Genomic DNA, 26,808 nt, shown 5'->3' with positions numbered 1-26,808 from the left:
CGATGAACAGCACCCCGTCCCTTGCTCCGGTTGCCGATACGGAAGCCGGCCTTACCGGTTGGGCCGAGCGTGGCTGGCTGCCCGATGCGGCGCTGCGCGCGGGCATACGCCGCCTGTGTGCGCAACGCCTGGCCGAGGAGTCGAGCGGCAGCATGGAGGAGCAGGCCCAGCGCTTCAGCCGCCGTATCGCCGAGCTCGCTGGCAGCCCACTGGCACTGCACGTGGATGCGGCCAACCGCCAGCATTACGAGGTGCCTGCCGCCTTCTTCCAGGGCTGCCTGGGGCATCGCCTGAAGTACAGCAGCTGCTACTACCGCACCGGCCGCGAGACGCTGGACCAGGCCGAGGATGCGATGCTGGAGCTGTACGGGCAGCGCGCCGGATTGGCCGACGGCCAGGACATTCTTGAGCTGGGCTGCGGCTGGGGCTCGCTGACGCTGTGGATGGCCGAGCGCTACCCGAACGCGCGCATCACCGCCGTCTCCAACTCGCACAGCCAGCGCAGCCATATCCTGGCGCAGTGCGAGGCGCGCGGGCTCGGCAACGTCGAGGTACTCACCCGGGACGTCAACCAGCTGGACCTGCCTGCCGCTGCGTTTGATCGCTGCGTGTCGGTGGAGATGTTCGAGCATGTCCGCAACTACGACCGCCTGCTGGGCCGCATTGCCCGCTGGCTGAAGCCGGACGGTGCACTGTTCGTGCACATTTTCGCCCATCGCACGCTGATGTATCCGTTCGAGACCGAGGGCGACGACAACTGGATGGGCCGGCATTTCTTCACCGGCGGCCTGATGCCGGCAGCGGACACGCTGCTGCACTTCCAGCGCGACCTGGTGCTGGACCAGCGCTGGCTGCTGGACGGCACGCACTACCAGCGCACGGCCAACCATTGGCTGGCCAACCAGGATGCTGCCCGTGAACAGCTGCTGCCGGTGCTGGCACAGACCTATGGCGACGAAGCGGCGGCACGCATCTGGTGGCAGCGCTGGCGCATGTTCTGGATGGCCTGCGCCGAATTGTTCGGCTACGACGACGGCCAGCAATGGCTGGTCGCCCACTACCTGTTCCGCCCGCGTTGAAGGAGACCGCCCTCATGCGTATCGCATCGCTGTTCCCGCTGCTGGCCGTTGCCCTGTTCGGCGCAGGCTGCAGCAGCCACGACACCCGCCCCATCCCGCTGCCTCCGAAGGTGGACGTGCCGCGCTTCATGGGCGACTGGTATGTCATCGCCCATATTCCGTCCCGGCCCGAGCGCGAGGCCTTCGACGCGGTGGAAAGCTACGCGCTGCAGGCCGATGGCCGCATCCAGACCACTTTCACCTATCGCAAGGGCAGCTTCCAGTCGCCACAGAAGTCGATGCACCCGGTGGGCCGTGTGGAAAAACACGGCAATGGTGCGGTCTGGGGAATGCAGTTCATCTGGCCCATCCAGGCCGAATACCTGATCGCCTGGCTGGATGAGGGCTACACCCAGACCATCGTGGCCCGCAGCAAGCGTGACTACGTGTGGTACATGGCGCGCACGCCGCAGGTGAGCGAGGCGGACTACCAGCAGGCGGTCGCCCGCATCCAGGCAATGGGATACGACACCGGCAAGCTGCGCCGTGTGCCGCAGTCGGTGCGCTGACCCTGCGCGAAGCGATGCTCCAGAACAGAATGACGCTAGCGCCGAATGGCGCCATTGCCCCATGAATGGGGGAATATAGGGCTGCCCGGCCTTTCAAGGATTATCAATCCCGCTTTATGTGATTAATATCACTTAAAGACATTTACTCCCATGCAATAAAGGCGGCGAAGATTCACCGGCCTCCGGCCACAGGGAGCGTGCCATGCAGGATGTCTCGCCGCATCAGTGCAAGGTTGTATCCGAACGGAAATGGTCGCTCAGCACGTTCATGGAGTTCTATGAGCGCGTACTGAGCCAGCGCATTTTCGGTCCCTACGGAAAGCTGCTGGCCGAGGAGATCGCTGGCGACATCCGGGCCGGTTTCAACGCGTCCGACGTCCTGGAGGTCGCCTGCGGCACCGGGGTCATCACCGCAAACCTTTACCAGCACCTGAGCAGGCCGCTCGGCCTACGGTTGGTCGCCACCGATCTTTCAGCGATCGCTGTGAACGTGGCACGCAGCGTGCTGAGCGATGAGGTGCAGCGCAACGTGCCCCTCCTTGCCGATGTGGACATGGCGGAGCTGCCCTTCGCCGACGCCAGCTTCGACGTCATCGTCTGCGGGTTCGGCCTGATGTTCCCGCCGGACAAGGCGCGCGTCGCCCGCGAGTTCAGGCGCGTGCTCCGCCCTGGCGGACGGGTCTACGCCACGGCATTCCACTACAACCAGCTGTTCGAGCTGGCCCGCGAACAGTCCCGGCAGCACTTTGGCATGCCCTCGCGGCTGATGGATGCAGCCCTGAGCCTGACCGACCCGTCGCCCATCACACGCGCGTTCGCGATCGAAGGACTTTCCCCGCGCGAGGGCGAGATGGCTGAACTGCGGCCCCTCGCGTTTGCCATGGGCGACGCCGATGTGCGCGAGTTCCTGTTCAACGCCTGCATCCTTCTGGAGGAGTTCAACCAGTGCGACGCCCCCAGCAGGGAACGCTATCTGGACGCGATGCTGGATGCCGTCCATGCAGCAGTGCCAGACCGGCGTTACCAGGTGGAAGCCTGGTTGCTGCGCGGCTGTGTGGATGCTGCACACACCCCTGCGCAGGCCGCCCTCCGGGCACCGGATTTCTCACCCCTGCTGGCGTTCCACCTGCCGCTGCAGCAGGACGCGTGCGCGATGCGCGGCTTCGAAAGCGCTCGCGCACGGTTTCTCGCCGACCACCCCGATTATCCCCATGATCAGGTCGAGGCCATGCGTCAGCAGGAATATGCGCGGCTGGATGAGCAACAGGTGACCTATCTGGATCACGTGGGCGGAACATTGCCACCCGACAGCCTGCTTGAGCAGGATTACCAGGCACTCAAGCGGACGATTCTCGGCAATCCGCACAGCGGATCGAAAGCATCCCAGGACGCGCTTCATGGGGCGTGTGAGCAGATCCACGCCTTCTTCGGAACCACGCCGGAGGAGTACGAGATACTGTTCACCGCCAATGCCAGCAGTGCAATCCGTTTGGTGGCCGAGTCATTCCCGTTTCAGGCCGGGTCGCAGGCACTGCTGACCAAGGACAATCACACCTCGGTACACGGCTTGCGCGAGTACGCAACGGCGAAGGGCGCACAGGTGAAGTACATTCCGCTGGATGACGAGCTGCTGTTGCATGAAGGGCTGATGTGGCGCGCGTTGCAGCGGCTGCAGCCCGGCGCCCCGCATCTGCTCGCCTTTCCCGCGCAATCCAATGCGACCGGCGCCCGGCACGATCTGGCCTGGATCGAGCGGGCCCAGGCGCATGGCGCGACGGTGCTGTGTGACGCGGCAGCCCTGGTGCCGCAATACCGGCTTGACTGCGGCCGTCATCACCCCGATTTCGTGGTGGCATCGTTCTACAAGATATTCGGCTACCCCACCGGCGCGGGTTGCCTGCTCGCCCGGCGGACCGCACTCGACCTGCTGAAACCGCCGTCGTTTGCCGGTGGTGGCGTGTGCTACTACTCCGGGCCATGGTCACCCACCGATCGCCTGCTGTACCGCGATGCGGGCCAGCGATTCGAAGTCGGCACGCCCAACTACGCCGCCTTCCCGGCCATCGCCAGAGGCTTTGAATTCGTGGCTGCGCTGGGCGGAGTGGAAGCGGTCGCATTGCGCTCGCGTGCGTTGGCCGAGTGGCTGCAGTCGCAGCTGTCATCGCTTCGCCACCACATCGGCGGCGCGTTGCCGTTGTGCCAGATCTATGGCCCGCCCGCTGCGCAGCGGGGCGCGACGCTGATGCTGAACTTCTTCGACTGCTATGGTTCGATCCTGCCGCACGCCCGCATCAAGCGCGCCGCAGACCGGTTCGGCATCACCCTGCGCAATGGCTGCTTCTGCAACCTGGGCGCCGTCCAGCAGGCGACCTACGCTACCGCAGGCGCCGAGCACTGTGAACTGGACAAGACCGGGAAGATTCTCGACTGCACCACATTCGACGAGAAGATCCTGGAGAAGGGTGATTGCGGTGCGGTCAGGATTTCGTTCGGGCTGGGATCGAATTTCACCGATGCCTATCGCTTCCTGCTGTTCGCCACCTGCCTGCTGGACACAGATGCTTCAGGCCTGGAATGTGTGATGGAGCAATCATCGGCACCGGCTCCGGAACCCCGGGTTGCCAGCACTGTGCAGGCTTGAATCGCTGCGGGGCCGTGCCCGGGCGGACTGTCGGCGGCGCGGTGCCGACAGTCCAGACACGGCCTGATCAACCGCACCTGGCCTGTGACGCGAGATGAATGGGGATCTGCCCGTCCGCTAGCCGCATGCAGCCTGCCTCCTCTATAGTCAGCCGAGCACGACAGGCGTGGTGCCTGTCCGGCAACTACAGGGAGTGGGTCATGGGTCTGGTACAAGCGGTGAAGGGTGCAGTCGGCGGTGTGCTGGCCGACCAGTGGAAGGACTTCTACACCGTGCCGACCGGCCTGCCGTCCACGGCAGCCCTGTTCGCGGCGGTGCCGCAGGGCACCAATGCCGGGCGCGGTTCGAACACCAGCGGCTCCTCCAACATCATCAGCAACGGTTCGAAGATCGTCGTCCCCGAGGGCTACGGCCTGCTGCTGTTCCAGGATGGCGCGATCACTGCCTTCGTGGCCGAGCCGGGTGGCTACGAGTGGCGCTCGGACGATCTGAACTCGCAGTCGATCTTCGCCGGCGACGGCCTGGTCAGCACCTTCATCAAGCAGAGCTGGGAGCGCTTCAAGTTCGGCGGCCAGCCGGGCTCGCAGCAGGCCGCCTTCTTTGTTTCGCTGAAGGAACTGCCGGACAACCGCTTCGGCACCCAGTCGGAAATCTACTGGGACGACGGTTTCCTCAACACCCAGGTCGGCGCGGTCACCCGTGGTTCGTACACGCTGAAGATCGTCGACCCGATCCTGTTCGTGAAGAACTTCGTGCCGGCCAGCTACCTGCGGCCGGGCCAGGTGTTCGACTTCACCGACCTGGACAATGCCGCTGCCAGCCAGCTGTTCAATGAAGTGGTGGGTTCGCTGGCGCCGGCGTTCAGCCTGTACACCAACGATCCGGGCAAGGGCAACCGCATCACCAAGCTGCAGCAGGATTCGCTGGGCTTTGCGCAGAGCCTGTCGGCCGCCGTCGAACAGGGCTACCAGTGGAAGTCCGATCGTGGCCTGGCCATCGTCAAGACCGCCATCGTCTCGATCGAGTACGACGCCAACACCCGCGAACTGCTGAAGACCGTGCAGCGCGCCGATGCGCTGTCCGGCTCGCGTGGCAATTCCAACCTGCAGGCCAGCGTCGCCCAGGGCATCCAGTCCGCCGGTGAGAACGGCGGTGCCGCCGGCCTTGTCGGCGTGGGCATGGCGTCGGGCATGTTCGGCGCGGGCAACCTGCAGCAGCCGGCAACCCCGGTCGCCCCTGCCGCCGACGACCCGGTAGCCAAGCTGAAGAAGGCCAAGGAAATGCTCGACCTGGGCCTGATCACCCAGACCGACTACGACGCGCTGAAGGCCAAGGCGCTGGGACTGTAAGAAGACGCAGGACGCGCAACCACCATGTCCGATCCCAGAAACACGCCTCCGCCGCTGCCCCGATCCGCTTCAGCACCCCCGCCCCTGCCGGCGGCGGTGCTGGACGGCCCCGGTTCGCCGCAGGATGTTCCTCCCCTGCCCGGCAGCTTCCCGCTGGATACCTCCAAGCTGCCTGAGGCCATCCGCAACGAAGTCGAGGCGCCCGACCCGGTCGCCATCGACACCGCTGCGGCCGAACTGAAAGACGGCCTCAACCGCTGCCCCAAGTGCGGCGCCACCGACATCAGGCCCAAACTGGGCACCGACATCCTGGTCTGCCTGTACTGCCGTCACGAATGGCATGGCGCGCGGGTGGAGGAGGAATTCGGGCTGGGTGAAGCCATCGACCAGCTGCGTGGCACCGTCATCGCATCGGGCGCACGCGATATCGATGCCGACACCTCGGCGCTGATGACCTTCAAGTGCACCGGTTGCGGCGCCGAAGTCACGGTCAACACCGAAAGCACGATGACGGCGCGCTGCCACTGGTGCCGGCATGTGTTCGGCGTGAACGAACAGATCGCCAACGGCGCGGTGCCCGACGCCGTGCTGCCGTTCCATATCAAGAAGGAGGATGCGGTCGCGCGCATCCGCCAGTTCGTCGACAAGCGCCGGATGTTCGCGCTCAAGGCGTTCAAGGAACAGTTCACCCCGGAAAACGTGGTGGGCGTGTACCTGCCCTACATGATCGTCGACGGCAATGTCAGCGCAGCGGTGGCTGGCAAGGGTGAGATCAAGACCCGCGAGTACACCCGTGGCACCGAGAAGAACAAGCAGACCTACTACGACGCGGATATCTACCAGGTGGAACGCCAGGTCGATTTCACCGTGGACGACCTGCCGCTGGAATCCTCTGCCGAGCGCGGCAACCTGGACACGCGCGCCAACACCAACAACATCATCAACACGATTCTGCCGTTCGACACCAAGAACGCGGTGAAGTGGAACGCCTCGTACCTGGCGGGGTTCACTTCGGAGAAGCGCAACCTGGACGTCGAAAAGCTGCGGCCGCGACTGGAAGACCAGCTGCTGTCGATCGCCCGCGCGCAGGTGGAAGGCACGGTGCGCCGTTACGACCGTGGCGTGCGCTGGGAACAGGAGCAACTGGAAGTGCACGGCACCCGCTGGGTAGCCATGTACCTGCCGGTGTGGCTGTATTCGTACCACCAGCCCGGCAAGAACGGCGGCATGCTGCACTACATCGCGGTGAACGGCCGGACCGGTGAAACCATGGGCAGCGTGCCCGTGCAGCAGTGGAAGATGCTGCTGGCGGCGCTGACCGCCGGCACGATCATCGAAGCCCTCGCAATTGCCTTCCTGGTGGCCAGCACATGAGTGATGACAGTGGTCTTTGGTTGTTGGCCGCAGGCCCGGCCGGCGCAACTGCGCTGTACTGGGCGCTGTACCGGTTCTACCGGAACACCGACAAATCGCATTCGTTCGAGCACGAGACCGAGATCGATGCCAAGCCGGTGACCGGCTCGGATCGCCGGGTCGATTCGATCTCGGGCACGCAGGAAAAGCGGATCCGCGGCGACAACGTGTATGAGTATCGAAAGCGGGTGGCGCGGGTGAGCAGCGGAGACGATTGAACGCTCCGCCAGCGCTTCGGGGGCTGGGACCCTCCCAGCCTTCGAAGCAAACCGGAACGTCAGGTGGCCGTATGTTCCGATGCCCCTCGATTCAGTCCGGCGCCACCTCTCCGTTGATCTGCTGCATCACTGAGCGCTTGCCGTCACTGGCAGGCATCGCCCGCACCAGGTTGCGCAGCAGCCGCAGGTCCTGCTGCCGGCCAAGCTCGTCGCTGAGCCGATGCAGCGCCTTGTAACGATGCCCCGAGGCGTGCAGCGGCCTGCTGTGCGGCACGTGCAGCTGCAGGTCGCAGGCGATATCCAGTTGCATGCGCAGCTTGCGCACGCGTCGGCGCCAGCGGTGGACCGCTGCGGCACTGCCGTCGCGTTTCGCCCGTGCGGCAGCCTTGTCCACGCGGCGCCAGCTACGCTCAAGATTCTGGCGCAGCGGGCCACGCCGCAGCTGATGCCAGGGTTGGACCGCCAACTGCTGCTGCACCGCTGCCAGGACACGCAGGCGGCGTGCAAACCCCGGGTCACGCTGCAGGGTCGCCTGCAGCAGCCCCTCACGACGCAGGACCAGCATCCGGATGACGCCGTTCCATCGCGGATCGGCAACCCGCTCCTGCAGTTGCCGGGCGACCTCGACCACCACATGCGCATCGCGAAGGCGGGACAGGCCATCACCCAGGCGCTTCAATCCCAGGTCGGCAGTCTCGACGTCCAGCGCTGCGTGCTCCAGCAGCGCCAACAGGGACCGCAATCGGCGGATGGCCTTGCGCGCGGAATGGATGGCCGGGTGCGGGTCGGATGCCGACGACAACGCCGCAGCGATCGCGGCACACTCATGCAGCGCTCTCTGGCGAAAGGCCTCGCCGGCTTCTGCTGCGGGCATCGGTGTTCCCTGCCGGGATGGGAGCCGCAGTGTAGCCTGCGCCCCGTCGGGCACCGGCACCACGCAGCCGTGACGCGGCGCTGCCTAGACTTGCGCCCCTTCGCCCGTGCTGATCCCGCCACGCTGGCGCAGCACCCATCCTCCCGCTCGAGATCAACGTGACGTCCCTGCCCTCATTTGCCACCCGCGACAGCCGGGCCACCGACAGCGTCAACATGGCACTGGCCGCCGGGGCCATCGTCGGCACCTGGTTCTGGGACGTCCAGGCCGACCAGCTCACGGTCGATGAAGCCCTGGCCCGCGCCTTCGGCCTGGACCCGGCAATGGCGCAGCGGAAACTGCACCTGCAGGACGTACTGGGCGCCGTGCATCCCGATGACCTGCCCGCGCTGTCGGCGGCGATTGAGCAGACCGTGCAGGCGGGCGGGCGCTTTGCCCACCAGTACCGCGCGCGCGCCACCGATGGCAGCTATCACTGGCTGGAAAGCATCGGCAGGGTCGATATGGATGCCCAGGGCCGCGCGCTGGGTTTCCCGGGCGTGCTGATCGACATCGATGAGCGCCTGCGCGTCGAGGCCGAGCGCGACCAGGCGCAGGCGCTGCTGCGCTCGTTCGTGGAGGCGGCACCGGGCGTGATGTATGCCAAGGATCGGCAAGGCCGGCTGCTGATCGGCAACCACGGCACCACCGAGCTGATCGGCCTGCCGCCGGGGGAATATATCGGGCGCACCGATGCCGAGCTGTTGGGCGACCCCGCCCAGGCGGCGTCGGTGATGGCGACCGACGAGCGCATCATGTCCAGCGGCAACAGCGAGCAGCTCGAGGAGGAAGTGAGCTTCCCCGATGGTCGCCGGGCCTGGTGGCTGTCGACCAAATCGCCGCTGCGCGACGCCGATGGCGCCGTGATCGGCCTGGTCGGTACGTCGCTGGACATCACCGACCGCAAGGCCGCCGAAGCCGAGCGTCGCGATATCGAAGAGCGCTACCGGCTGGCCGCACAGGCCACCAACGATGCCATCTGGGATTGGCGCATCGCCGATGGCCAGGTGATCTGGAACGAAGCGCTGGCCAGCCTGTTCGGCCACACGGAAAAGAACACGACCGCGCAATGGTGGCTGGGGCACATCCACCCCGATGACCGCGCACGCCTCGATCACGGCATCCACGCCGTGATCGAGGGGAACGGCAGCGGCTGGACGGACGAGTACCGTTTCCAGCGCGCGGATGGCAGTTATGCGTCGGTGCTGGATCGCGGAACGGTCCTGCGCGACGCTGATGGCACCCCGCTGCGGATGATCGGGGCCATGCTGGATCTCTCCGGGCGGAAGGCCGCCGAAGCGGCGCTGGCCGACAGCGAAGAGCGCCTGCGGCTGGCCACCGAAGCAGGCGAGCAAGGGTTCTGGGACGTGGACATGGTGCAGGACGTGCTGATCTGGCCGGCGCGCACCAAGGCCATGTTCGGCATCTCCGCCGGTGCGCCGGTGACCATGGACGACTTCCGTGCCGGACTGCACCCGGACGACCGCGCGGCAACCCTGGCCGCGTTCGCCGCCGCCTGCGATCCCGAGCAACGCAAGACCTATGACGTGGAATACCGCACCGTCGGCAAGGAGGACGGCATCGTCCGCTGGGTCGCCGCCAAGGGCCGCGGCATCTTCGAGTTCGGCAGGTGCGTGCGCGTGCTGGGCGTGGCCATCGACATCACCGCGCGGAAGGCCGCCGATGCGCGCCTGCAGGAGCTGAACGGGCAGCTGGAGGCACGTGTGCGGGCCGAAGTCGCCGAGCGCCTGCGGGTGGAAGAGGCGCTTCGGCAGAGCCGCAAGATGGAGGCGGTGGGCCAGCTGACCGGAGGTATCGCCCATGACTTCAACAACATGCTGGCGACGGTGATCGGGCCGCTCGACCTGCTGGCGCTGCGCCTCGGCGACAGCGACGCGCGCGCCAGCCGGTACATTGAAATGGCCCTTGATGGCGCGCAGCGCGCCGCTCAGCTGACCCAGCGCCTGCTTGCGTTCTCGCGCCAGCAACCGCTGCAGCCGGTGGCGATGGATGCCAACCGCCTGGTGGCCGGCATGACCGACCTGCTGGTGCATTCCCTTGGCAGCAGCATCATCCTTGAAACCGCACTCGGCGCGGGCCTGTGGTGGACCCATGCCGACGCCAACCAGCTGGAGAACGTGGTCCTGAACCTGGCGGTCAACGCGCGCGATGCGATGCCCTCCGGCGGCCGATTGAAGATCGAGACCCGCAACCAGCGCGTCGACCTCGACACCGCATCGGCGCATGCCGGCGTGCCTGCAGGCGACTACGTCGTGATCGCGGTGACCGACGACGGCAACGGGATGACGCCGGAGGTGATGGCGCGCGCGTTCGATCCGTTCTTCACCACCAAGCAGGTCGGCCAGGGTACCGGGCTCGGGCTGTCGCAGGTGTATGGCTTCGTCCAGCAATCGGCCGGGCATGTGAAACTCGATTCCGCGCCCGGCAAAGGGACGCGGGTACAGGTCTACCTGCCGCGGCTGCTGGCCGACGTCGACATGCCCGCTGCCGCATCGGATGACGATGCGCCGGCCCTGCACGGTGGGCGCGAGCACATTCTCGTCGTGGACGATGATGCGGCCGTCCGCGCGTTCTCGGTCGATGCCCTCACTGAACTCGGCTATCGTGTACTGGCCGCAGATGGCGCCGCCAGCGCCTTGGCGCTGCTGCAGGCCCATCCAGAGGTCGCGCTGTTGTTTACCGATGTGGTGATGCCCGAGGTCAATGGACGGCAGCTGGCCGAGCAGGCACGCGCGCGCCATCCGCAGCTGAAGGTGCTGTTCGCCACCGGCAACAGCCGCAACGCGCTGGTCGACAACAACGTGCTGGATGCGCAGGTTCACTTGATCGGCAAACCGTTCACCATCGGCGAGCTGGCCTCGCGGGTAAGGATCGCGCTGGCCGGCGATGGCTGAAGGCCGCCACGCAGCTTGCGCCGCAGCCGGCAGCGGATGAATGCGCGACCGGGTCATGCTTCACCGCATGCCTACCGCGGCACCGCCATGCTGTCCCGGCACTGAAACCGCCAGCCAGCCTGCCGCAGCCAGCGAGGAGCCACGATGAGCCCACCGTCACACCTTCCCCTTTCGCGCCGGGAACTGCTGAAGTTGAGCGCGGGATCGGCCACCACCATGGCCCTGCCTGCCGTGGTCGCTGCGGCGGAGCCGGACCGGACCGGTGCACGGGCACCGGAACTGATGCAGGTGGACTTCGAGGTGAACGGAACAGCGCGATCGCTGCGGCTGGACACCCGCGTCACCCTGCTCGACGCCCTGCGTGAGCACCTGCACCTGACCGGCAGCAAGAAGGGCTGCGACCACGGCCAGTGCGGTGCCTGCACCGTGCTGGTGGACGGCCGGCGCATCAATGCCTGCCTGACGCTGGCGGTGATGCACCAGGGCGCGAAGATCACCACCATCGAAGGCCTCGGCACGCCAGACCGGCTGCACGCGATGCAGGCGGCCTTCGTCAAGCATGACGGTTTCCAGTGCGGCTATTGCACCCCGGGGCAGATCTGCTCGGCCGTCGCCGTGCTGCAGGAAATCAAGGCCGGCATACCGAGCCACGTCAGCGCCGCGTTGGACGCGCCCAGCGCCTTCACCGCCGAAGAACTGCGCGAGCGCATGAGCGGCAACATCTGCCGGTGCGGTGCCTATTCCAACATCATCGAGGCCATCCAGGACGTCGGGGAGGCCAGCGCATGAGAGCTTTCAGCTACGAGCGCGCCCGCTCTCCCGCCGAGGCGGCAGCGGCAGCGGCGCGTACCCAGGGCGCTCGGTTCATTGCCGGCGGCACCAACCTGCTGGACCTGATGAAACTGGAGATCGAGACGCCCGCCCACCTGATCGACGTCAACGGGCTGGACCTGGACACCATCGAGCCCACCAGCCAGGGAGGCCTGCGCGTCGGCGCGCTGGTACGCAATACCGATCTGGCGGCCGACCGGCGCATCCGGCGCGACTATGCGGTGCTGACCCGCGCACTGGTGTCCGGCGCATCGGGTCAACTGCGCAACAAGGCCACCACCGCCGGCAACCTGCTGCAACGCACCCGCTGCCCCTATTTCTACGACACCGCACAGCCCTGCAACAAGCGGCTACCCGGCAGTGGCTGCGGCGCGCGCGAAGGTTTCAGCCGGCAATTGGCCGTGATCGGCGCCAGCGAGCACTGCATCGCCACCCACCCCAGCGACATGGCGGTGGCGATGATGGCGCTGGATGCATCGGTGGAGACCGTCCGCGCCGACGGATCGCGCCGGAACATCGCGCTGGACGCCCTGTATCGCGCTCCTGGCCGTACGCCGCATATCGACACCGTACTGGACAAGGGCGAGCTGATCGCCGCCGTGGTCCTGCCGCCGCCCCCGGGTGGCGTGCACGTGTACCGCAAGGTGCGCGACCGCGCATCGTATGCGTTCGCCCTGGTGTCGGTGGCGGCGATCCTGCGGCCCGACGGCAGCGGCCGGATCGCCCTTGGCGGTGTCGCCCACAAGCCGTGGCACAGCGCTGCGGCCGATGCAGCCCTGCCGCAGGGCGCCGCCGCCGTGATGTCGGTGCTGCTGCAGGGTGCTGCGCCCACCGCACAGAACGCCTTCAAACTGGCACTGGCCGAACGCACATTGGCTTCCATCCTGCAGGACGTGAGGGCCGAGGCATGAAATTCGACACCCCCGCAGGGCGCAATCCGATCGATGCGCAGACCGTCGTCGGCAAGCCGCACGATCGCATCGACGGCCCGCTGAAGGTCACCGGCAAGGCCACCTACGCACACGAATGGCATGACGCCACGCCTTCCGCCCCCGCCTATGGCGTGGTGGTCGGGGCGGGCATTGCCACCGGCACCGTGACCCGCATGGAGCTGGACGCAGCGCGGCGCTCGCCCGGCGTTCTGGCCATCGTCACCGCCGACACCGCCGGGCCGCTGCATCCGGTCAAGCGCAACGCCGCGCCGCTGCTGGGTGGTCCGAAGGTGCACCACTATCACCAGGCACTAGCGGTGGTGGTGGCCGAAACGTTCGAACAGGCCCGCGCTGCGGCCGGACAGATCCGCATCCGCTATGCCCCGCAGCGCGGCCACTTCGATCTGGCGGAGGCCAAGCAGGCAGGCGCTTCCCTGCAGACGCCGGAGCCCGATGCGCGCGTCTGCGATTTCGAGAAGGCCTTCAGCCAGGCGGCGGTTACGCTCGATGCGACCTACCACACCCCGGACCAGTCGCACGCAATGATGGAGCCGCACGCGACGATGGCCGCCTGGGAAGGCGACCAGCTGACGGTGTGGACCTCCAACCAGATGATCGACTGGGGCCGCACCGATCTGGCCCGCACCCTGGGCATCGCCAAGGACAAGGTGCGGCTGGTGTCGCCCTACATCGGCGGCGGCTTTGGCGGAAAGCTGTTCCTGCGCTCCGATGCGCTGCTGGCCGCTCTCGCCGCTCGCGCTGCCAAGCGGCCGGTGAAAGTGGCCCTGCAGCGGCCGCTGATCGCCAACAACACCACGCACCGCCCGGCCACGCTGCAGCGCATCCGGCTGGGCGCAACGCCGGAAGGGAGCCTGACCGCCATCGGCCACGAATCATGGTCGGGCAACCTGCCAGGCGGCTCGCCGGAGGAAGCGGTGCAGCAGACGCGCTTGCTGTATGCGGGGCCCAACCGCTTGGCCGCATTGCGCCTGGCCACCCTCGACCTGCCCGAAGGCAATGCCATGCGCGCGCCGGGCGAAACGCCGGGACTGATGGCGCTGGAGATCGCCATGGACGAAATGGCCATCAAGCTCGGCCTGGATCCGATCGAATTCCGTATCCGCAACGACACCCAGGTCGACCCGTCCAATCCCGAGCGCCCCTTTTCACAGCGGCAGCTGGTGCAGTGCCTGCGCACGGGCGCCGAACGGTTCGGCTGGCAGCAGCGCAGCGCCACCCCGGGCGCCGTGCGCGATGGACGCTGGCTGGTCGGCATGGGCGTGGCAGCAGGCTTCCGCAACAACCTGGTGATGAAATCCGGCGCACGCGTCCGCCTGGCCGCTGATGGCCAGGTCACCGTGGAAACCGACATGACCGACATCGGCACCGGCAGCTACACCATCATCGGCCAGACGGCCGCGGAAATGCTCGGCGTTCCGTTGCAGCAGGTCACGGTCAAGCTGGGCGATTCCCGTTATCCCGTGGCTGCCGGCTCCGGTGGCCAGTGGGGCGCCAACAGCTCCACCGCAGGCGTCTACGCCGCATGCATGGCACTGCGTACGAAGGTCGCGCAGGCGCTAGGAATGGACCCGGCGGCAGCGCAGTTCGAAGCCGGCAAGGTGACCGCAGGGGGCCGCAGCCGCGCCCTTGCCGATGCCGCTCAGGCCGGCGAGCTGGTGGCCGAAGACAGCATCGAGTTCGACACGCTGCAGGAGAAGTACCAGCAGTCGACCTTCGCCGCGCATTTCGTCGAGGTGGGCGTGGATGTGGCCTCGGGCGAAAGCCGGATCCGCCGCATGCTGGCCGTGTGCGCAGCCGGCCGCATCCTCAACCCGAAGACCGCGCGCAGCCAGGTGATCGGCGCGATGACAATGGGCATCGGCGCAGCGCTGTCGGAGGAACTGGTGGTGGATCGGCGGCTGGGGTTCTTCGTCAATCACGACCTGGCCGGCTATGAAGTACCCGTGCATGCCGACGTGCCGCACCAGGAGGTGGTGTTCCTTGATGAAAGCGATGCGGCGTCGTCGCCGATGAAGGCCAAGGGCGTTGGCGAGCTGGGCCTGTGCGGCGTAAGCGCGGCAGTGGCCAACGCGGTGTACAACGCGACCGGAATCCGCGTGCGCGACTATCCACTGACCCTGGACAAGCTGCTCGCTGGCCTGCCGGACATCGCATGACCAGTGCGCTCCACCCTGCCCCGTTGGATCTGGACGGTGGCAACCCGCGCCCGGTGCTGCAGGCTGCCGCCGACGCGGCGCGAGCCCGTCGTCCGGCTGCGTTGGCAGTGGTGCTGCAGACGGAAGGGTCCAGCTACAGCCGCGCGGGCACCTGTGCGCTGTTCGAACCGGGTCGACAGGTGGGCTGGCTGAGTGGCGGCTGCCTGGAACCGGAGCTGGCGCGACAGGCCGCCAACGCGGTGGATGCCGGGCGCATCGCATGGATGGAGATCGACAACCGCGACGACGCTGCGCTGTTCTCCGGCAATGCCACCGGATGCCGGGGTCGCCAGTGGCTGGCACTGCTTCCATTGCCGCAGCTCGGCGGCATCGAACAGCTTCTCGATGCCTGGCTGCAAGGGCCGCATACGCTGCACCTGGCACTGCAGGCTGATGGACGGCTGGACGCCCGCTGCGCCGGCTTCACCTTCACCCGCACGGTGCCCCCGGCCGCCCCGCAGTCGCCGGACGGCAGCCACCGCTGGCGGCTGCAGTGGCACCGGTCGCCTATCGTGCACGTGCACGGAGCAGGCCCGGAGGCCGCGCTTCTGCTACCCCTGCTGGACCATCTGGGCTGGTGCGCGCATGTTGAGGAACCGCGACCCCGCTGGCGCGAGCACCTGCCCCTTGCCGCTGGTTCGTATTGTTCTTCCGCTGCCGCCGGCGCGGCCGATGCCGCACTCGTGATGCATCACAATTTCGAGCTCGACCGTGACGCGCTCGAACGGCTGGCAGGCTCGCGCGTGCCCTTCATCGGGCTGTTGGGGCCACGCCGTCGCAAGGACGACCTTTTCAGCGTGCTGGATACCCATACGCGCCGTGCGCTGGAACCGCGCCTGCGCTCACCGATCGGCCTGCCACTGGGCGGACGTGGTCCCGAAGCGATTGCCTTGAGCATTGCCGCGCAGCTGCAGGCATGGCGGCACGGAACGCCCCTGGCCACGCCATGACCGGGCATGCGGCCGTGGTGCTCGCAGCCGGGTACAGCCAGCGCCTGGGGCAGCCCAAGCAGCTGCTGCGCGCGGGCGGAGAGACGCTGTTGCGACGCAGCGTGCGGCTGGCGCTGGAAACCTTGCCAGACACGCTGGTGGTGGTACTGCCCCAGCACCCCCACTTCGAAGAAGAACTCCACGGTCTGCCGGCGCAGCGGCTGCGCAATCCCACCCCTGGGCTCGGCATCGGCGGCAGCCTGGCGCTGGCCGCCACCCACGTGCACAGCGCCGCCAGGGTGCTGGTGATGATCTGCGATCAACCGACGCTGCGCGTGGAGCACCTGCGCGCGCTGCTGGGCGCGGCAACCGCTGCACCGTCCGGCTGCGCCGCCACGGTACTGGGCGACACCATCGGCGTGCCGGCGGTGGTGCCGGGCACTTGGTTTGCCGGCACAGGACTGCAACCTGCAGACGGGGGATTTGGCCGGCGGCTGCGGCAGACCGAGGGCATTGCGCGCTGCTCCGGCGCCGGGCTGGAATGCGATATCGATACGCCCGAGGACCTGCGCCGCGCGCGCGCGCTCGGCTGGCTGGATCCTGCGTCCGCCTGAGGGCCCGGCGACAGTTGAACTGGACCGACCGCGCTGCGCGGGCGCTTGGCATACACGCTGCGCGGACGCTCCGCCGCGCAGGATGGAGCGCCCGCTACCTGCCAGCATTCCCGCACATGGCCGCACCCTCAGGCTCCCGCCTTGTCATCTACGCCGCGCTGGCCGGCAACCTCGCCATCGCCGTTGCAAAGTTCATCGCCGCCGGCCTGTCCGGCAGTTCGGCGATGCTCAGCGAAGGCGTGCATTCGCTGGTCGATACCCTCAACGAGGTGTTGCTGCTGTACGGTCTGCGCCGTGCCGAAAAGGCCCCCGACACCCTGCACCCGTTCGGCTACGGCCGCGAGCTGTACTTCTGGAGCTTCATCGTCGCCCTGCTGGTCTTTGCCGCCGGCGCCGGGGTGTCGGCCTATGAGGGCATCCAGCACATCCGCCAGCCGGAACCGGCCACCAACCACGCCATCAGCTACAGCGTGCTGGGCATCTCCATCCTGTTCGAAGGTGCTTCATGGTGGGTTGCGCTACGCGAATTCCGCCGCAGCAAGGGCTCACTGGGATACTTCGAGGCGTTCCGCCGCAGCAAGGACCCCTCCACCTTCACCGTGTTGCTGGAGGACAGTGCCGCCCTGCTCGGCCTCGGCTTTGCCCTGGTCGGGTTGCTGGCCGCGCAGCTGCTGGAAATGCCGGTACTGGATGGGGTCGCCTCGTTGTGCATTGCCGGCGTGCTGGCGCTGACCGCATTCCTGCTGGCGCGTGAAACCAAGGGCCTGCTGGTGGGCGAACCTGCGCACCCGGCCGTTGCCCAACGCATCATGGCGGTGGCCGTGACCGATCCGGACCTGCGCCGTGCCAATGGCGTGACCACCATGCAGATGGGCCCGGAACAGGTGGTGGCCATGCTCAGCGCCGAATTCGAGGACGACCGCACCACCCCGCAGATCGAAGCCTGCATCACCCGCATCGAGGGTGCGGTGAAGCAGGAGTTCCCGGAACTGGTGGCGCTGTTCGTGAAACCGCAGACGCCGGAAGTCTTCGCCAGGCGGCGCGCGGCGCTGGCTGACCCGGAGTGAATCGATGGCGGCGGCTTCACCCGCTGCACGCCACACTGAAGCAGGCTTGGGAAGCGAGCACTGCCGCAACATGATGGATTGGCTGCCGGATACCTGGATACCGATACCCCGCACCTTCTACCGGCGCCCGTCGACGGTGGTTGCACCGGACCTGCTCAACAAGCTGCTGGTGCGCAGCGACGGCCGTGCAGCGCGTATCGTCGAAGTCGAAGCCTACGCCGGCAGTGAGGATCCGGCTGCCCATTCGTATCGCGGCAGGACCGCACGCAACGCCAGCATGTTTGGCGAGGCCGGGCACCTGTATGTGTATTTCACCTACGGCATGCACTGGGGCAGCAATGTGGTCTGCGGCGAGGTCGGCGAGGGTGTTGCGGTACTGCTGCGCGCGGCAGAGCCGGTTGCCGGACAGGAACGGATGTACCCGCTGCGGCCAGCTGCCCGCCACGATCACGACCTCGCCAGCGGTCCCGGCAAACTGTCGCAGGCGTTCGGCCTGGACCGGTGCGTTGATGGCGCCGATCTGGTCACCGCCAGCCACGGCATCACCCTCGTGGATGACGGCACGCGGCCCCCCGACGATGCGGTGGTGGGCCCACGCATCGGCATCACCCGGGCAGTGGATTTTCCTTGGCGCTGGCATGTTCGCGATCATCGTCACGTTTCAGTGCGCCCTGCCCGCGCCTCATCGCGAAGGAGCCCCCGATGACACCTCTCGACAAACCGTTGCGCCGTGAACTGACCATCGCCGGCCAGGCCTATACGCTGACCCTGGACCCGAGCGGACTGAAGCTGGTCGAGAAGGGACGGCGGAAGGGCCTGGAACTGCGCTGGGAAGACCTCGTCTCCGGGGACGCCGCGTTGGCCAGCGCCCTGCAGGCTTCCCTGCAACAGCCATGAGCAGGCGCATCACGACGGCATCACTGCCGTACGCAGGGCGCTAACAGACCGGGTACTAGCGTGGACAGCCATGGATGAGGCCACCCGACTTCGCGAAATCGAACGGCTGGGCGTGCTCGATACGCCGCCCGAGCCGGTGTTCGATGCCATCGTCGCCGCCGCGCGCGCCGCCACCGGCATGCCCATCGGCCTGGTCTCCATCGTTGCCGAACAACGGCAATGGTTCAAATCCAGCATCGGCCTGGGCGATGTCAGCGAAACGCCGCGCTCCATCTCGTTCTGTACGTACGCCATCGAGCAGGACGCGCTGCTGGAGATTCCGGATGCGCGGCAGGATCCGCGCTTCGCCCACAACCCGCTGGTCACCGCCGGGCCCAGGGTGCGCCACTATGCCGGCATCCCTCTGGCCACTGCCCATGGCGCGCGCATCGGCACGCTGTGCCTGCTCGACACCCTGCCTGGCGTGCTGTCACCGTCGCAACGTGAGCTGATGGTCCATCTTGGCCGGGTCACGACTCAGGTGCTGGAGCAGCGCAGTGCGCTGTTGCGGCAAATCGACCAAGCACAGGCGCTGCATCGCGATCTCAAGCGCAGCGAGGACTTCCTGGAACGCACCAACACTGCCGCCAAGGTCGGCGGCTGGGAGCTGGAGCTGGCCACCCGCGAAGTGCGCTGGACGCGCGAGACCAAGCAGATCCACGGCGTGCGTTCCAGCTACCAGCCAACATTCGAATCGGCCCTGTCGTTCTATCGTCCGGACAGCCGCAGCATCATCCAGGCGGCGGTGCAGCGCTGCACCGAACATGGCACGCCCTGGGAAGTGCAGCTGCCGATGACCACCGCCGATGGCCGCAGCATCTGGACCCGCGTGGTGGGCACCCGGCAACAGGTGGAGGGCCTGCCACGGCTGGTCGGTGCCATCCAGGACATCACCGAAGAACGCGCGGTGGTGGACGCGCTGGAAGCCAGCGAGGTGCGTTATCGCCGTCTCTTCCACTACAGCCTGGGCCTGATCTGCACGCACACGCTGGACGGCACCGTGACATCGGTGAATCCGGCAGCCGTGCAGTCGCTGGGCTACCCGGAAAGCGAGATGGTTGGCCGCAGCCTGTGCGACCTGATGCCGCCGGAAAAGCGCGAGGCGTTCAAGGCCTACCTGCGGCGCATCGAAGCCAACCATACCGACGCAGGCGTGATCGAACTGCTCGCCGCCGATGGCACCCGCCGCTACTGGGCCTACAACAACGTACTGGACGCCGAGACCCATCCGCCGTTCGTGCTCGGCCACGCCCAGGACGTGACCGCGCTGCGCCTGCAGGAAGAGCGCTTGCGCGAACTGTCGCTGAAGGATCCGCTGACCCAGTGCCACAACCGCCGGTACCTGCACCGGCTCGACGACGTCGCCTCACGGTCTTGGGCCTGCCTGGTGTTCGACCTGGATCACTTCAAACAGGTCAACGACACCCTGGGGCACCGTCGTGGCGACACGGTGCTGGTCGAGTTCGCCGAATTCCTGCGCGCGCCGCTGCAGGCCAATGAGGCGGCAGTGCGGTTGGGCGGCGACGAGTTCCTGGTGGCGCTGATCGAACCGGCGGCCGGGCGGCTGGCTGCGCTGGAAGCCTGGTATGCGGGCAACGCCGCGCGTGCTCCCACCGCGTTCTCGATGGGCGCCGCCGTCAACGTCCCCGGCGAACCCGTTGCCGACACCATCCACAAGGCCGACAGCCGGCTGTATCGCACGCGGGCCAGGGTACGTCGCGAGATGCGTCCGCCGGGCAGCGCCGACTAGCGGGTAACGGTGACCCACACAGGGGCATGATCGCTGGCCTTCTCCTGCAGCCGCACCCAACGATCGACACCGGCATCCTCAAGCCCTTTGGCCAGTACCGGGTTCAGCAGCAGATGATCGATGCGCAGGCCGCGATCGCGTTCGGCGTGCTGGCGGAAATAGTCCCAGAAGGTGTAGATGCGCTGGTCGCCATGAACCGTGCGCAGGGCGTCGGTCCACCCCTGCGCCAGCAGCTGCTGGAAGGCATCGCGGACCTCCGGCTGCATGAGCGCATCGCGCCGCCACGAGGCCGGGTCGTACACATCCTCGTCGTCTGAAATGACATTGAAATCCCCCAGCAGCAGTGCCGGGTGCGGAAGATCGACCAGGGTGCGCGCATGGCGGATCAGCCGCTGCATCCATCGCAGCTTGTAGTCGAACTTCGGCCCCGGCTGGGGATTGCCGTTGGGCAGGTACAGCGCCGCAACCACAACGCCATGCACGGCAGCTTCCAGGTACCGGCTCTGCGTATCGGCCGGTTCGCCGGGCAGGCGGCGCCGGCTTTCGATCGGCATGGCATCGCGGGCCAGTATCGCCACCCCGTTCCAGCGCGCCTCACCCAGCCACAGTGCGCCATACCCTGCCCGCTCCAGCGCGTCGACCGGAAAAGCGGCATCGACCGCCTTCAGCTCCTGCAGTGCCACCACGTCGGGCGCTTCACGCTGCAACCAGGACAGCAGATGCGGCAAGCGCGTGCCGATGCCATTGACGTTGAACGTGGCAATGCGCAGTGTCTTGCGGCGAGCCATTGCGGAAGTACCCGAGCGGCGGGCCTGCAGTATTGGCGAGGCGGCATGCAGGCAGCGTGGAGGACGCCGCACGCAGGATCACGGCGTTGCCGGGCCCGTCCCTGGCAGGAAGTTCGCCATCCGCTCCAGCTCCTCCTCCAGCGCATTGCTGAATGCCACGTCCCTTGGTGCGCTGCCATCGACATAACCGAAGCTGGGCTGCAGCTGCCCATCCTTCGCCGCGACATTGGCCCAGCCGATCACCTGGTCGCGCCACAACAGCGGCAGCGCGTAGTAGCCGAAGCGACGCTTGGCCGCCGGGGTGTAGGCCTCGAACCGGTACACCCAGCCCCAGAGCAGTTCGAACCGTCGCCGATCCCAGGCCACCGGATCGAACGGCGCGAGCAGCCGCACCTGTTCATCGGCCTGGTAGCGCCGCGAACGGGGGTTCTCGTCGGCCGGCCAGTACCAGGTGGTTCCATCGATGCTGCAGCCCGCCAGCTGCTCGCGCGCCAACCGCAGTGCCTGCTGGATCTCCTCCGCCAGATGCGGTGCGCCATAGCCCAGAAGCCGCGCCAGATAGGTGAGGCTCGCAGAAGGCAGCGGCGCATACTTGCGCACCACCAGATCGATCAGTGCCGTGGCACGCTGCAGGCGTGCAGCCTTGCCGCCATCGGCCGGGGCATGTGCCGCAACGGCATAGATGCGGGTACCGCTGTCACGACGATGGATGCGCAGCATGCCGCGATAGTGCATGCCGTCCAGCAGGTGGGTGCTGGCGTTGCTGGTGCCGCCCCAGTAGTTGGTCACCCGGCCATGCGCGAACGCCTGGTCGACTTCGCGCGGATGCACCGCCCCCCGCTCCTGCACGAACGCCAGCACGTCGGCTGCCTTGCGCCGCGTGCTCGCGTCCCATGGCCTGCGGGACACCCGGGGATGCATCAGGGACAGGTGTTCACGCGGCAGGAAGCCGTAGTTGACCAGGAAGTCTTCCTCGATCGGCAGTCGGCTGTAGCGGCGCTCCAGATCACCGGCCCGGTAGCCCTTCACCCGGTGCCGCAGGGTCAGGTCCTGGGCGCGTGCGGGCGCACGGATGGGGTCGGCCTGCACGAAGCCCAGCCGACGGATCGCTGTCAGCAACGTGGTAGGCGTGAACAGCGTGCGGGCTACGGCGTAGCGGCGCAGATCATCGAGGGTCGGCGAGGTCGGCATGGGCCGATTGTAGGACTGCCGGCCGCCCCGCTGCAGGACGTCATCCGCGCAAGGCGCGCCGGATCCGCTGGCCCGCCGCTTACAATCTCCCCAGCAGGCCACAGCCAAGGGAATCGCGTGCCACCGTTCAACCTGTTCCAGCGCCTGTCGCAGGCGCCGACCAACCCGCGCACCGACACTGCACCGCGCACATTCGATGTGGCCGAGCTGTACGAAGGGCCGGTGCGCCTGCAGGATGATGCAGCCGCCGCCCCGCTGCGGCTGGACGAGAAACTGCGCCAGGCCTACTTCTGGATCGTCAACAACGCGATCATCAGCCCGCACTACGACATCGAGTACCACGAGGGCCCCTCCGCCTCGTTCGCGGTGGGTGACACACGGCGGCCGCTGACCCTGCCATCGGCGCAGAGCTATTCCAGTTACGTGCTGTTGCCGCTGCTGACCTTCGCCACCCGCCGCAAGTGCCTGTTCGTGGGTGGGCCAGGGCGCGGCAAGACCGCCAGCGCGATCCTGATGGGCGTCCTGGCCGGCTATCCGGTCCGCGAGGTGCGTCGGGCGATGCAGCACGGGCACCCGCAGATGACCATCGCCGATCTGCTCGGCAACCCCCTGCCCGCCGACCTGGTGGCCGCGCAGGACATGGCGGACATCCGCATTGCCTGGCGGTCGTGGCTGGGCATGCGGGTGAAGATCATCGACGAATACAACCGCATTCCCACCCGCACCCAGAGCGCCCTGCTGACGGTGATGGGCGACAACTACGCCGAGATCCTCAACCACGTCTACGAATGCCCGGACTCGGCGTGGTACCTGACCGCCAACGATGATCGCGGCGGCGGTACCTACCAGGTGATCGAAGCCCTGCGCGACCGCATCGACGTGGTGGTGCAGGCACTGGCATTCAACCCGCGGTTCCTGGAAGAGATGCTGCTGCGCATCGAGCAGGACATCCGCCCGGAAGAGGTCGTGCCGCGTGACATCATCTTCAGCGAGGCCGAGGGCGACCAGCTGCTGCAGGAGATCCGCGCGGTCGACGTACCGCAGGACGTGCGCCGCCGCATCGAATTCTTCAGCAGCCAGTTCGAGCTGATGGAAACCGCCGGCGCCCAGTTCGAGTACCTGACCAAGGATACCGTGCGCCTGGCCGGCACCGAATGGGCGCAGGCAACCGCTGCCGACAGCGGCCGCGATCGCATGAAGGACCTGGGTTGCCAGACCCGCAACGGCCTGTCGGTGCGCAACCTGATGACCCTGCTGATGTTCGCCAAGGCCATGGCGTACTTCCGCGGCAGCCCTGCCGTTGCCCTGGAGGATGTGCGCCAGGTACTGCCCTTCGTGCTGAACGACAAGCTGCAACCGGATCTTGATGCTCCCTTCTTCGCCCTGCCGGAGAATGCGCCCTATCGCAGCGATCGGCTCAGCTGGCTGCGCTGGCTGCTCGATGCCTCCAATGCCGAATATGACCGGCTGGATCTGGATCGCGACGATCCGGTGGGCGAGCTGTCGGCACAGTTCCAGCAGGGCCTGGATGGGATGACCGAGACGGAAACGCGCAAGCGCCTGACCCGCATCGAGCGTCTGGTGGACGAACGGGTGAAGGGACGCAAGCTGTACGGCCATCTGTACGACGACCTGCTGAAGCTGAAGTACCTGCACCAGCGCTACACCAACTACCTGCATTGGCTGCGGGCACGCTGATCGTGGTTTCCGCCGTTCTCGCCGAGCTGCTGGCCGCGCGCCGTTCCGTCCTGAACCAGGCCGTGGCCGATGCCCGCCACCGCTGGCCCGGCCTGGACATGGCCGCCTTCAGCGCGTTCGTCACCCAGACCATCGACCCCCTCTGCCAGGCCATCCAGCGCCACCACCCGTCGGCAACGCAGGGCGCCTGCGAGGCCGCCTTCGAGATCGGTCTGGAGCTGGTGGCGCAGGGCCATGCCGGCCCTAAGGCGCGTCTCCCGTGGGTCGAGCAGGCCTGGCGCTCGCTGGCCCCGGCCCTCGCCCCGTTGCTGGCCCACGCTCCGCGCGAGACCCTCGGCACCATCAGCAATGCGGTGGTGCGGCTGGGCGCCAGTCCGGACGTTCGCGTTGCGCAGTGGATCGATGCGATGGCCGCGCATGCAGGCGTGTGTACATCCTTGCCGGAACTGCGCGACATAGGCGCGCTCTGTGCCTGGCAGGCGGGGATGGTGCAGCTGCGCCGCCCTGCCCTTGCCCGTATCGATGCCCTGCCCGCGAATACGGTCGCCGCCGTGCTGGGCATCGATGCGGGTGATCTGGCCTCGGTCCGGGTCCAGCTTGAGCAGGACCGCTGGTGGAATCCGCGGCAGGGCAGCGTCGACCTGCGCGGGCATCGTGTCGGCAGCTTCAGCGGCCTGGACGGCGCGTTTCCGGCACCGCCGCAGGTTCGTGCAGCGACCGAGGGCTTCGTGGTCGAAAGTGCAGGCGGGTACTTCCTGCTGCTCGCCGATGCCTTCGGTACCGTCCTGCTGCCTGCCAGCGCCGCCGAATACGCAGCGGGCAGCAGCAGCGGACCGGCGCCGGATGTGACCGCCCGCTTGGGCGTGCAGTGGATGGCGCCGGCGTTGTCCAAGGACGACCTGTGTGCGGTCTCCGGCGCGTCGGGCATCGCCCTGTTCTCGCCGTGGTCGCACCATGTGCATGTGTTGCCACCCCAATGAGTGCCACGGTCGCTGATCCGCTGCAGCCCTGGCGCGAGGCCTGGCCACAGGCACTGGCCACATGGAGCCGTTTCACCCGGCTGCAGGGCCCGAAGCTGTGCCATTCGCGCATGCAGGCGGCCGCCGAGGGCCTGACCGGCAGCTTCGCGGCCATCCGCCTCGCCGACCAGCGCATCGTCATCGATCTGGAAGAAGTACAGCGCCTGCAGCTGCAACCCTACGCGCTGGAGATCCTCGCCCACGAGATCGGTCACCACGTGCTGGCGCCTGCCACCGCAAGCGACCATGCACGTCTGCTGGCGCGCATCCGCCGTGCGCTGCCGACGCTGGAAGCGCATGCACCGATGGTCGCCAACCTTTACACCGACCTGCTCATCAACGATCGCCTGCAGCGCCAGAGCGGGCTGCGCATGGATGCGATCTATCGACGCCTGGCCGCACAATCGGCGCAGGCCAGCTCGCCGGTCTGGCAGCTGTACATGGGCATCTACGAGGAACTGTGGCAGCAGCCGCGCGGCACGCTGGGGGGCTCGGCCGACGACAGCGCATTGCAGGGCGATGCCTGGCTCGGTGCACGCGTCGTGCGCGTCTACGCCAGCGACTGGATGATCGGCGCTGGTCGCTTCGCCACGCTGCTGCTGCCCTGGCTGCTGGAATCACAGCAGGATGCGCGGGTGGATGCCTTGATGGATACCCGGCACGCCGGCCAGGGAAGCCAACCGGTCGGCCTGGGGCAGCTGGAGGACGACGAGTTGGCGCCGGCGCCGCACCCCGCATCCGATCCACGCATCACCGGCGATGAGCGCGGCGGAGACGCACCGCAGAAGAGCGATCTGCCTGCGGATGCGCTCGCTGGGGACCCTGCGCACTCGCCAGGACAGATGCGCGAGCCGTTCGAGTACGGGCAGATCCTGCGCGCGGCCGGCCTGGACCTGGATGACCATCAGATCGCCGTGCGTTATTACCGCGAGCGCGCGCTGCCACACCTGATCCGCTACCCGTCGCGGCCGCAGCCGCAGGCCCTGGAGCCGCTGCCGGAGGGGCTGCAGCCCTGGGAAGCCGGCGATGCACTGGACGCAGTGGACTGGCTGCAATCGGTACTGCAGTCACCCCATGTGATTCCCGGGCTGACGACGGTACAGCGTGTGCACGGGCTGGCACCCGGCCGTGAACCCGCTGCCGAACCGGTGGACCTGGATCTGTACGTGGACAGTTCCGGTTCGATGCCCAACCCGCAGGCATGGACCTCGTTCCTGACGCTGGCCGGCGCCATCATCGCGCTGTCGGCGCTGCGCGTGGGTGCACGCGTGCAGGCCACGCTGTGGAGCGGCACCGGGCAGCACCTGCACACTGACGGCTTCGTGCGTTCGGAAGACGACATCCTCAAGGTGCTTACCGGCTATTTCGGTGGCGCCACCGCGTTTCCGATCCACCGGTTGCGTGACACCTATGCCGAGCGTCCGCCGCATGCACGGGCGGTGCATATCCTGCACATCTCCGACGACGGCATCACCACAATGTTCGACAAGGATGAGCGCGGCAACAGCGGCTGGGAGGTGGCCGCCAGAGCGCTGCGTGTGGCCGGTGGTGGCGGCACCATGGCGCTGAACCTGTTCAGCCCGCTGCCGTCCCGCATCGCCGATGCCGGCAACGCGGGATGGACCGGCGATCTGCTGCGCGCACGCGACGCGGGATGGAACATCCATGTGGTGCGTGACATGGCCGACCTGCTGCAGTTCGCGCGCGCCTTCAGCCAGCAGCACTACGGCCCTGGCGACATGCGGGTGCAGCGATGATCGT

Annotated in this window: 22 protein-coding genes; 19 read left to right on the top strand and 3 right to left on the bottom strand. The window is 67.4% G+C overall.

What is annotated here, in order from left to right; all coding sequences use genetic code 11:
* Positions 1-2: 2 nt before the first annotated feature.
* From AC07UW_RS08495 to AC07UW_RS08470, 6 genes are all read left to right on the top strand, one after another.
* Entirely contained in the window at positions 3-1,079 is a 1,077-nt protein-coding gene (locus AC07UW_RS08495; RefSeq protein WP_248150122.1) for an SAM-dependent methyltransferase, read from the top strand.
* A gap of 14 nt (positions 1,080-1,093) precedes the next feature.
* Positions 1,094-1,627: a lipocalin family protein gene (locus AC07UW_RS08490; protein WP_032974662.1), complete on the top strand. Its 534-nt coding sequence runs from the start codon at positions 1,094-1,096 to the stop codon at positions 1,625-1,627.
* Between the two features lie 202 nt (positions 1,628-1,829).
* Complete coding sequence (locus AC07UW_RS08485; protein ID WP_495211841.1) at positions 1,830-4,268, top strand: aminotransferase class V-fold PLP-dependent enzyme; 2,439 nt, start codon at positions 1,830-1,832, stop codon at positions 4,266-4,268.
* A 200-nt stretch (positions 4,269-4,468) separates the two neighbouring features.
* Positions 4,469-5,617: an SPFH domain-containing protein gene (locus AC07UW_RS08480; protein ID WP_442243623.1), complete on the top strand. Its 1,149-nt coding sequence runs from the start codon at positions 4,469-4,471 to the stop codon at positions 5,615-5,617.
* A 24-nt stretch (positions 5,618-5,641) separates the two neighbouring features.
* On the top strand, positions 5,642-6,991 hold the full coding sequence (locus AC07UW_RS08475; RefSeq protein ID WP_495211840.1) for a TFIIB-type zinc ribbon-containing protein: 1,350 nt from the start codon (positions 5,642-5,644) through the stop codon (positions 6,989-6,991).
* Complete coding sequence (locus AC07UW_RS08470) at positions 6,988-7,248, top strand: hypothetical protein (RefSeq protein ID WP_025874461.1); 261 nt, start codon at positions 6,988-6,990, stop codon at positions 7,246-7,248. Before AC07UW_RS08475 ends, AC07UW_RS08470 begins: the two co-directional genes overlap by 4 nt.
* 91 nt (positions 7,249-7,339) lie before the next feature.
* On the opposite strand, the gene AC07UW_RS08465 is transcribed toward AC07UW_RS08470, so the two are convergent.
* Positions 7,340-8,122: a CHAD domain-containing protein gene (locus AC07UW_RS08465; protein WP_495211839.1), complete on the bottom strand. Its 783-nt coding sequence runs from the start codon at positions 8,120-8,122 to the stop codon at positions 7,340-7,342.
* 158 nt (positions 8,123-8,280) lie between these two features.
* Between AC07UW_RS08465 and AC07UW_RS08460 the strand changes: the two genes are divergently transcribed.
* The 10 genes from AC07UW_RS08460 (at position 8,281) to AC07UW_RS08415 (ending at position 20,351) form a co-directional block, all read left to right on the top strand.
* The gene (locus AC07UW_RS08460) at positions 8,281-11,076 is read left to right on the top strand and encodes a PAS domain-containing hybrid sensor histidine kinase/response regulator (RefSeq protein WP_495211838.1); all 2,796 of its coding nucleotides are present in this window, start codon (positions 8,281-8,283) and stop codon (positions 11,074-11,076) included.
* Between the two features lie 144 nt (positions 11,077-11,220).
* Positions 11,221-11,865: an aldehyde dehydrogenase iron-sulfur subunit PaoA gene (paoA, locus tag AC07UW_RS08455; RefSeq protein WP_032974655.1), complete on the top strand. Its 645-nt coding sequence runs from the start codon at positions 11,221-11,223 to the stop codon at positions 11,863-11,865.
* The gene (locus AC07UW_RS08450; protein WP_223482540.1) at positions 11,862-12,818 is read left to right on the top strand and encodes an FAD binding domain-containing protein; all 957 of its coding nucleotides are present in this window, start codon (positions 11,862-11,864) and stop codon (positions 12,816-12,818) included. Before paoA ends, AC07UW_RS08450 begins: the two co-directional genes overlap by 4 nt.
* On the top strand, positions 12,815-15,016 hold the full coding sequence (gene paoC / locus AC07UW_RS08445; protein WP_495211837.1) for an aldehyde oxidoreductase molybdenum-binding subunit PaoC: 2,202 nt from the start codon (positions 12,815-12,817) through the stop codon (positions 15,014-15,016). Before AC07UW_RS08450 ends, paoC begins: the two co-directional genes overlap by 4 nt.
* Positions 15,013-16,005, top strand: a complete 993-nt coding sequence (locus AC07UW_RS08440) for an XdhC family protein (RefSeq protein ID WP_442251065.1) — start codon at positions 15,013-15,015, stop codon at positions 16,003-16,005. Before paoC ends, AC07UW_RS08440 begins: the two co-directional genes overlap by 4 nt.
* The gene (locus AC07UW_RS08435) at positions 16,002-16,598 is read left to right on the top strand and encodes a nucleotidyltransferase family protein (RefSeq protein WP_495211836.1); all 597 of its coding nucleotides are present in this window, start codon (positions 16,002-16,004) and stop codon (positions 16,596-16,598) included. The genes AC07UW_RS08440 and AC07UW_RS08435 overlap by 4 nt, the downstream gene beginning before the upstream one ends.
* A 116-nt stretch (positions 16,599-16,714) precedes the next feature.
* Positions 16,715-17,665 (top strand): cation diffusion facilitator family transporter, encoded by a 951-nt coding sequence (locus AC07UW_RS08430; protein WP_312109764.1) that lies wholly within the window; start codon positions 16,715-16,717, stop codon positions 17,663-17,665.
* Between the two features lie 70 nt (positions 17,666-17,735).
* A complete protein-coding gene (locus AC07UW_RS08425) occupies positions 17,736-18,371 on the top strand; it encodes a DNA-3-methyladenine glycosylase (protein ID WP_495211835.1) in 636 nt (211 codons plus the stop codon).
* Positions 18,368-18,562, top strand: coding sequence for a hypothetical protein (locus AC07UW_RS08420; protein WP_025874451.1), 195 nt, complete (start codon positions 18,368-18,370; stop codon positions 18,560-18,562). Before AC07UW_RS08425 ends, AC07UW_RS08420 begins: the two co-directional genes overlap by 4 nt.
* 70 nt (positions 18,563-18,632) lie before the next feature.
* Positions 18,633-20,351, top strand: a complete 1,719-nt coding sequence (locus AC07UW_RS08415) for a sensor domain-containing diguanylate cyclase (RefSeq protein WP_495211834.1) — start codon at positions 18,633-18,635, stop codon at positions 20,349-20,351.
* Here the strand turns inward: AC07UW_RS08415 and AC07UW_RS08410 are convergent.
* Positions 20,348-21,139 carry an exodeoxyribonuclease III gene (locus AC07UW_RS08410; RefSeq protein ID WP_495211833.1) on the bottom strand — a complete coding sequence of 264 codons (792 nt, stop codon included), beginning with the start codon at positions 21,137-21,139 and terminating at the stop codon, positions 20,348-20,350. The genes AC07UW_RS08415 and AC07UW_RS08410 overlap by 4 nt on opposite strands.
* 78 nt (positions 21,140-21,217) lie before the next feature.
* Positions 21,218-22,330 (bottom strand): DNA glycosylase AlkZ-like family protein, encoded by a 1,113-nt coding sequence (locus AC07UW_RS08405; protein WP_336028720.1) that lies wholly within the window; start codon positions 22,328-22,330, stop codon positions 21,218-21,220.
* A gap of 117 nt (positions 22,331-22,447) precedes the next feature.
* Between AC07UW_RS08405 and AC07UW_RS08400 the strand changes: the two genes are divergently transcribed.
* From AC07UW_RS08400 to AC07UW_RS08390, 3 genes are read left to right on the top strand one after another with little or no spacing between them, the layout of a single operon-like run.
* The gene (locus AC07UW_RS08400) at positions 22,448-24,028 is read left to right on the top strand and encodes a MoxR family ATPase (RefSeq protein ID WP_336028723.1); all 1,581 of its coding nucleotides are present in this window, start codon (positions 22,448-22,450) and stop codon (positions 24,026-24,028) included.
* A gap of 2 nt (positions 24,029-24,030) precedes the next feature.
* On the top strand, positions 24,031-25,008 hold the full coding sequence (locus AC07UW_RS08395) for a hypothetical protein (RefSeq protein WP_495211832.1): 978 nt from the start codon (positions 24,031-24,033) through the stop codon (positions 25,006-25,008).
* On the top strand, positions 25,005-26,804 hold the full coding sequence (locus AC07UW_RS08390; protein WP_495211831.1) for a hypothetical protein: 1,800 nt from the start codon (positions 25,005-25,007) through the stop codon (positions 26,802-26,804). The genes AC07UW_RS08395 and AC07UW_RS08390 overlap by 4 nt, the downstream gene beginning before the upstream one ends.
* Positions 26,805-26,808: the final 4 nt, after the last annotated feature.

The organism is Stenotrophomonas sp. GW821-FHT02D01 (assembly GCF_059421765.1).
Note: the sequence above shows the minus strand (reverse complement) of the source record. Positions and strands in the feature narration are given on the sequence as shown.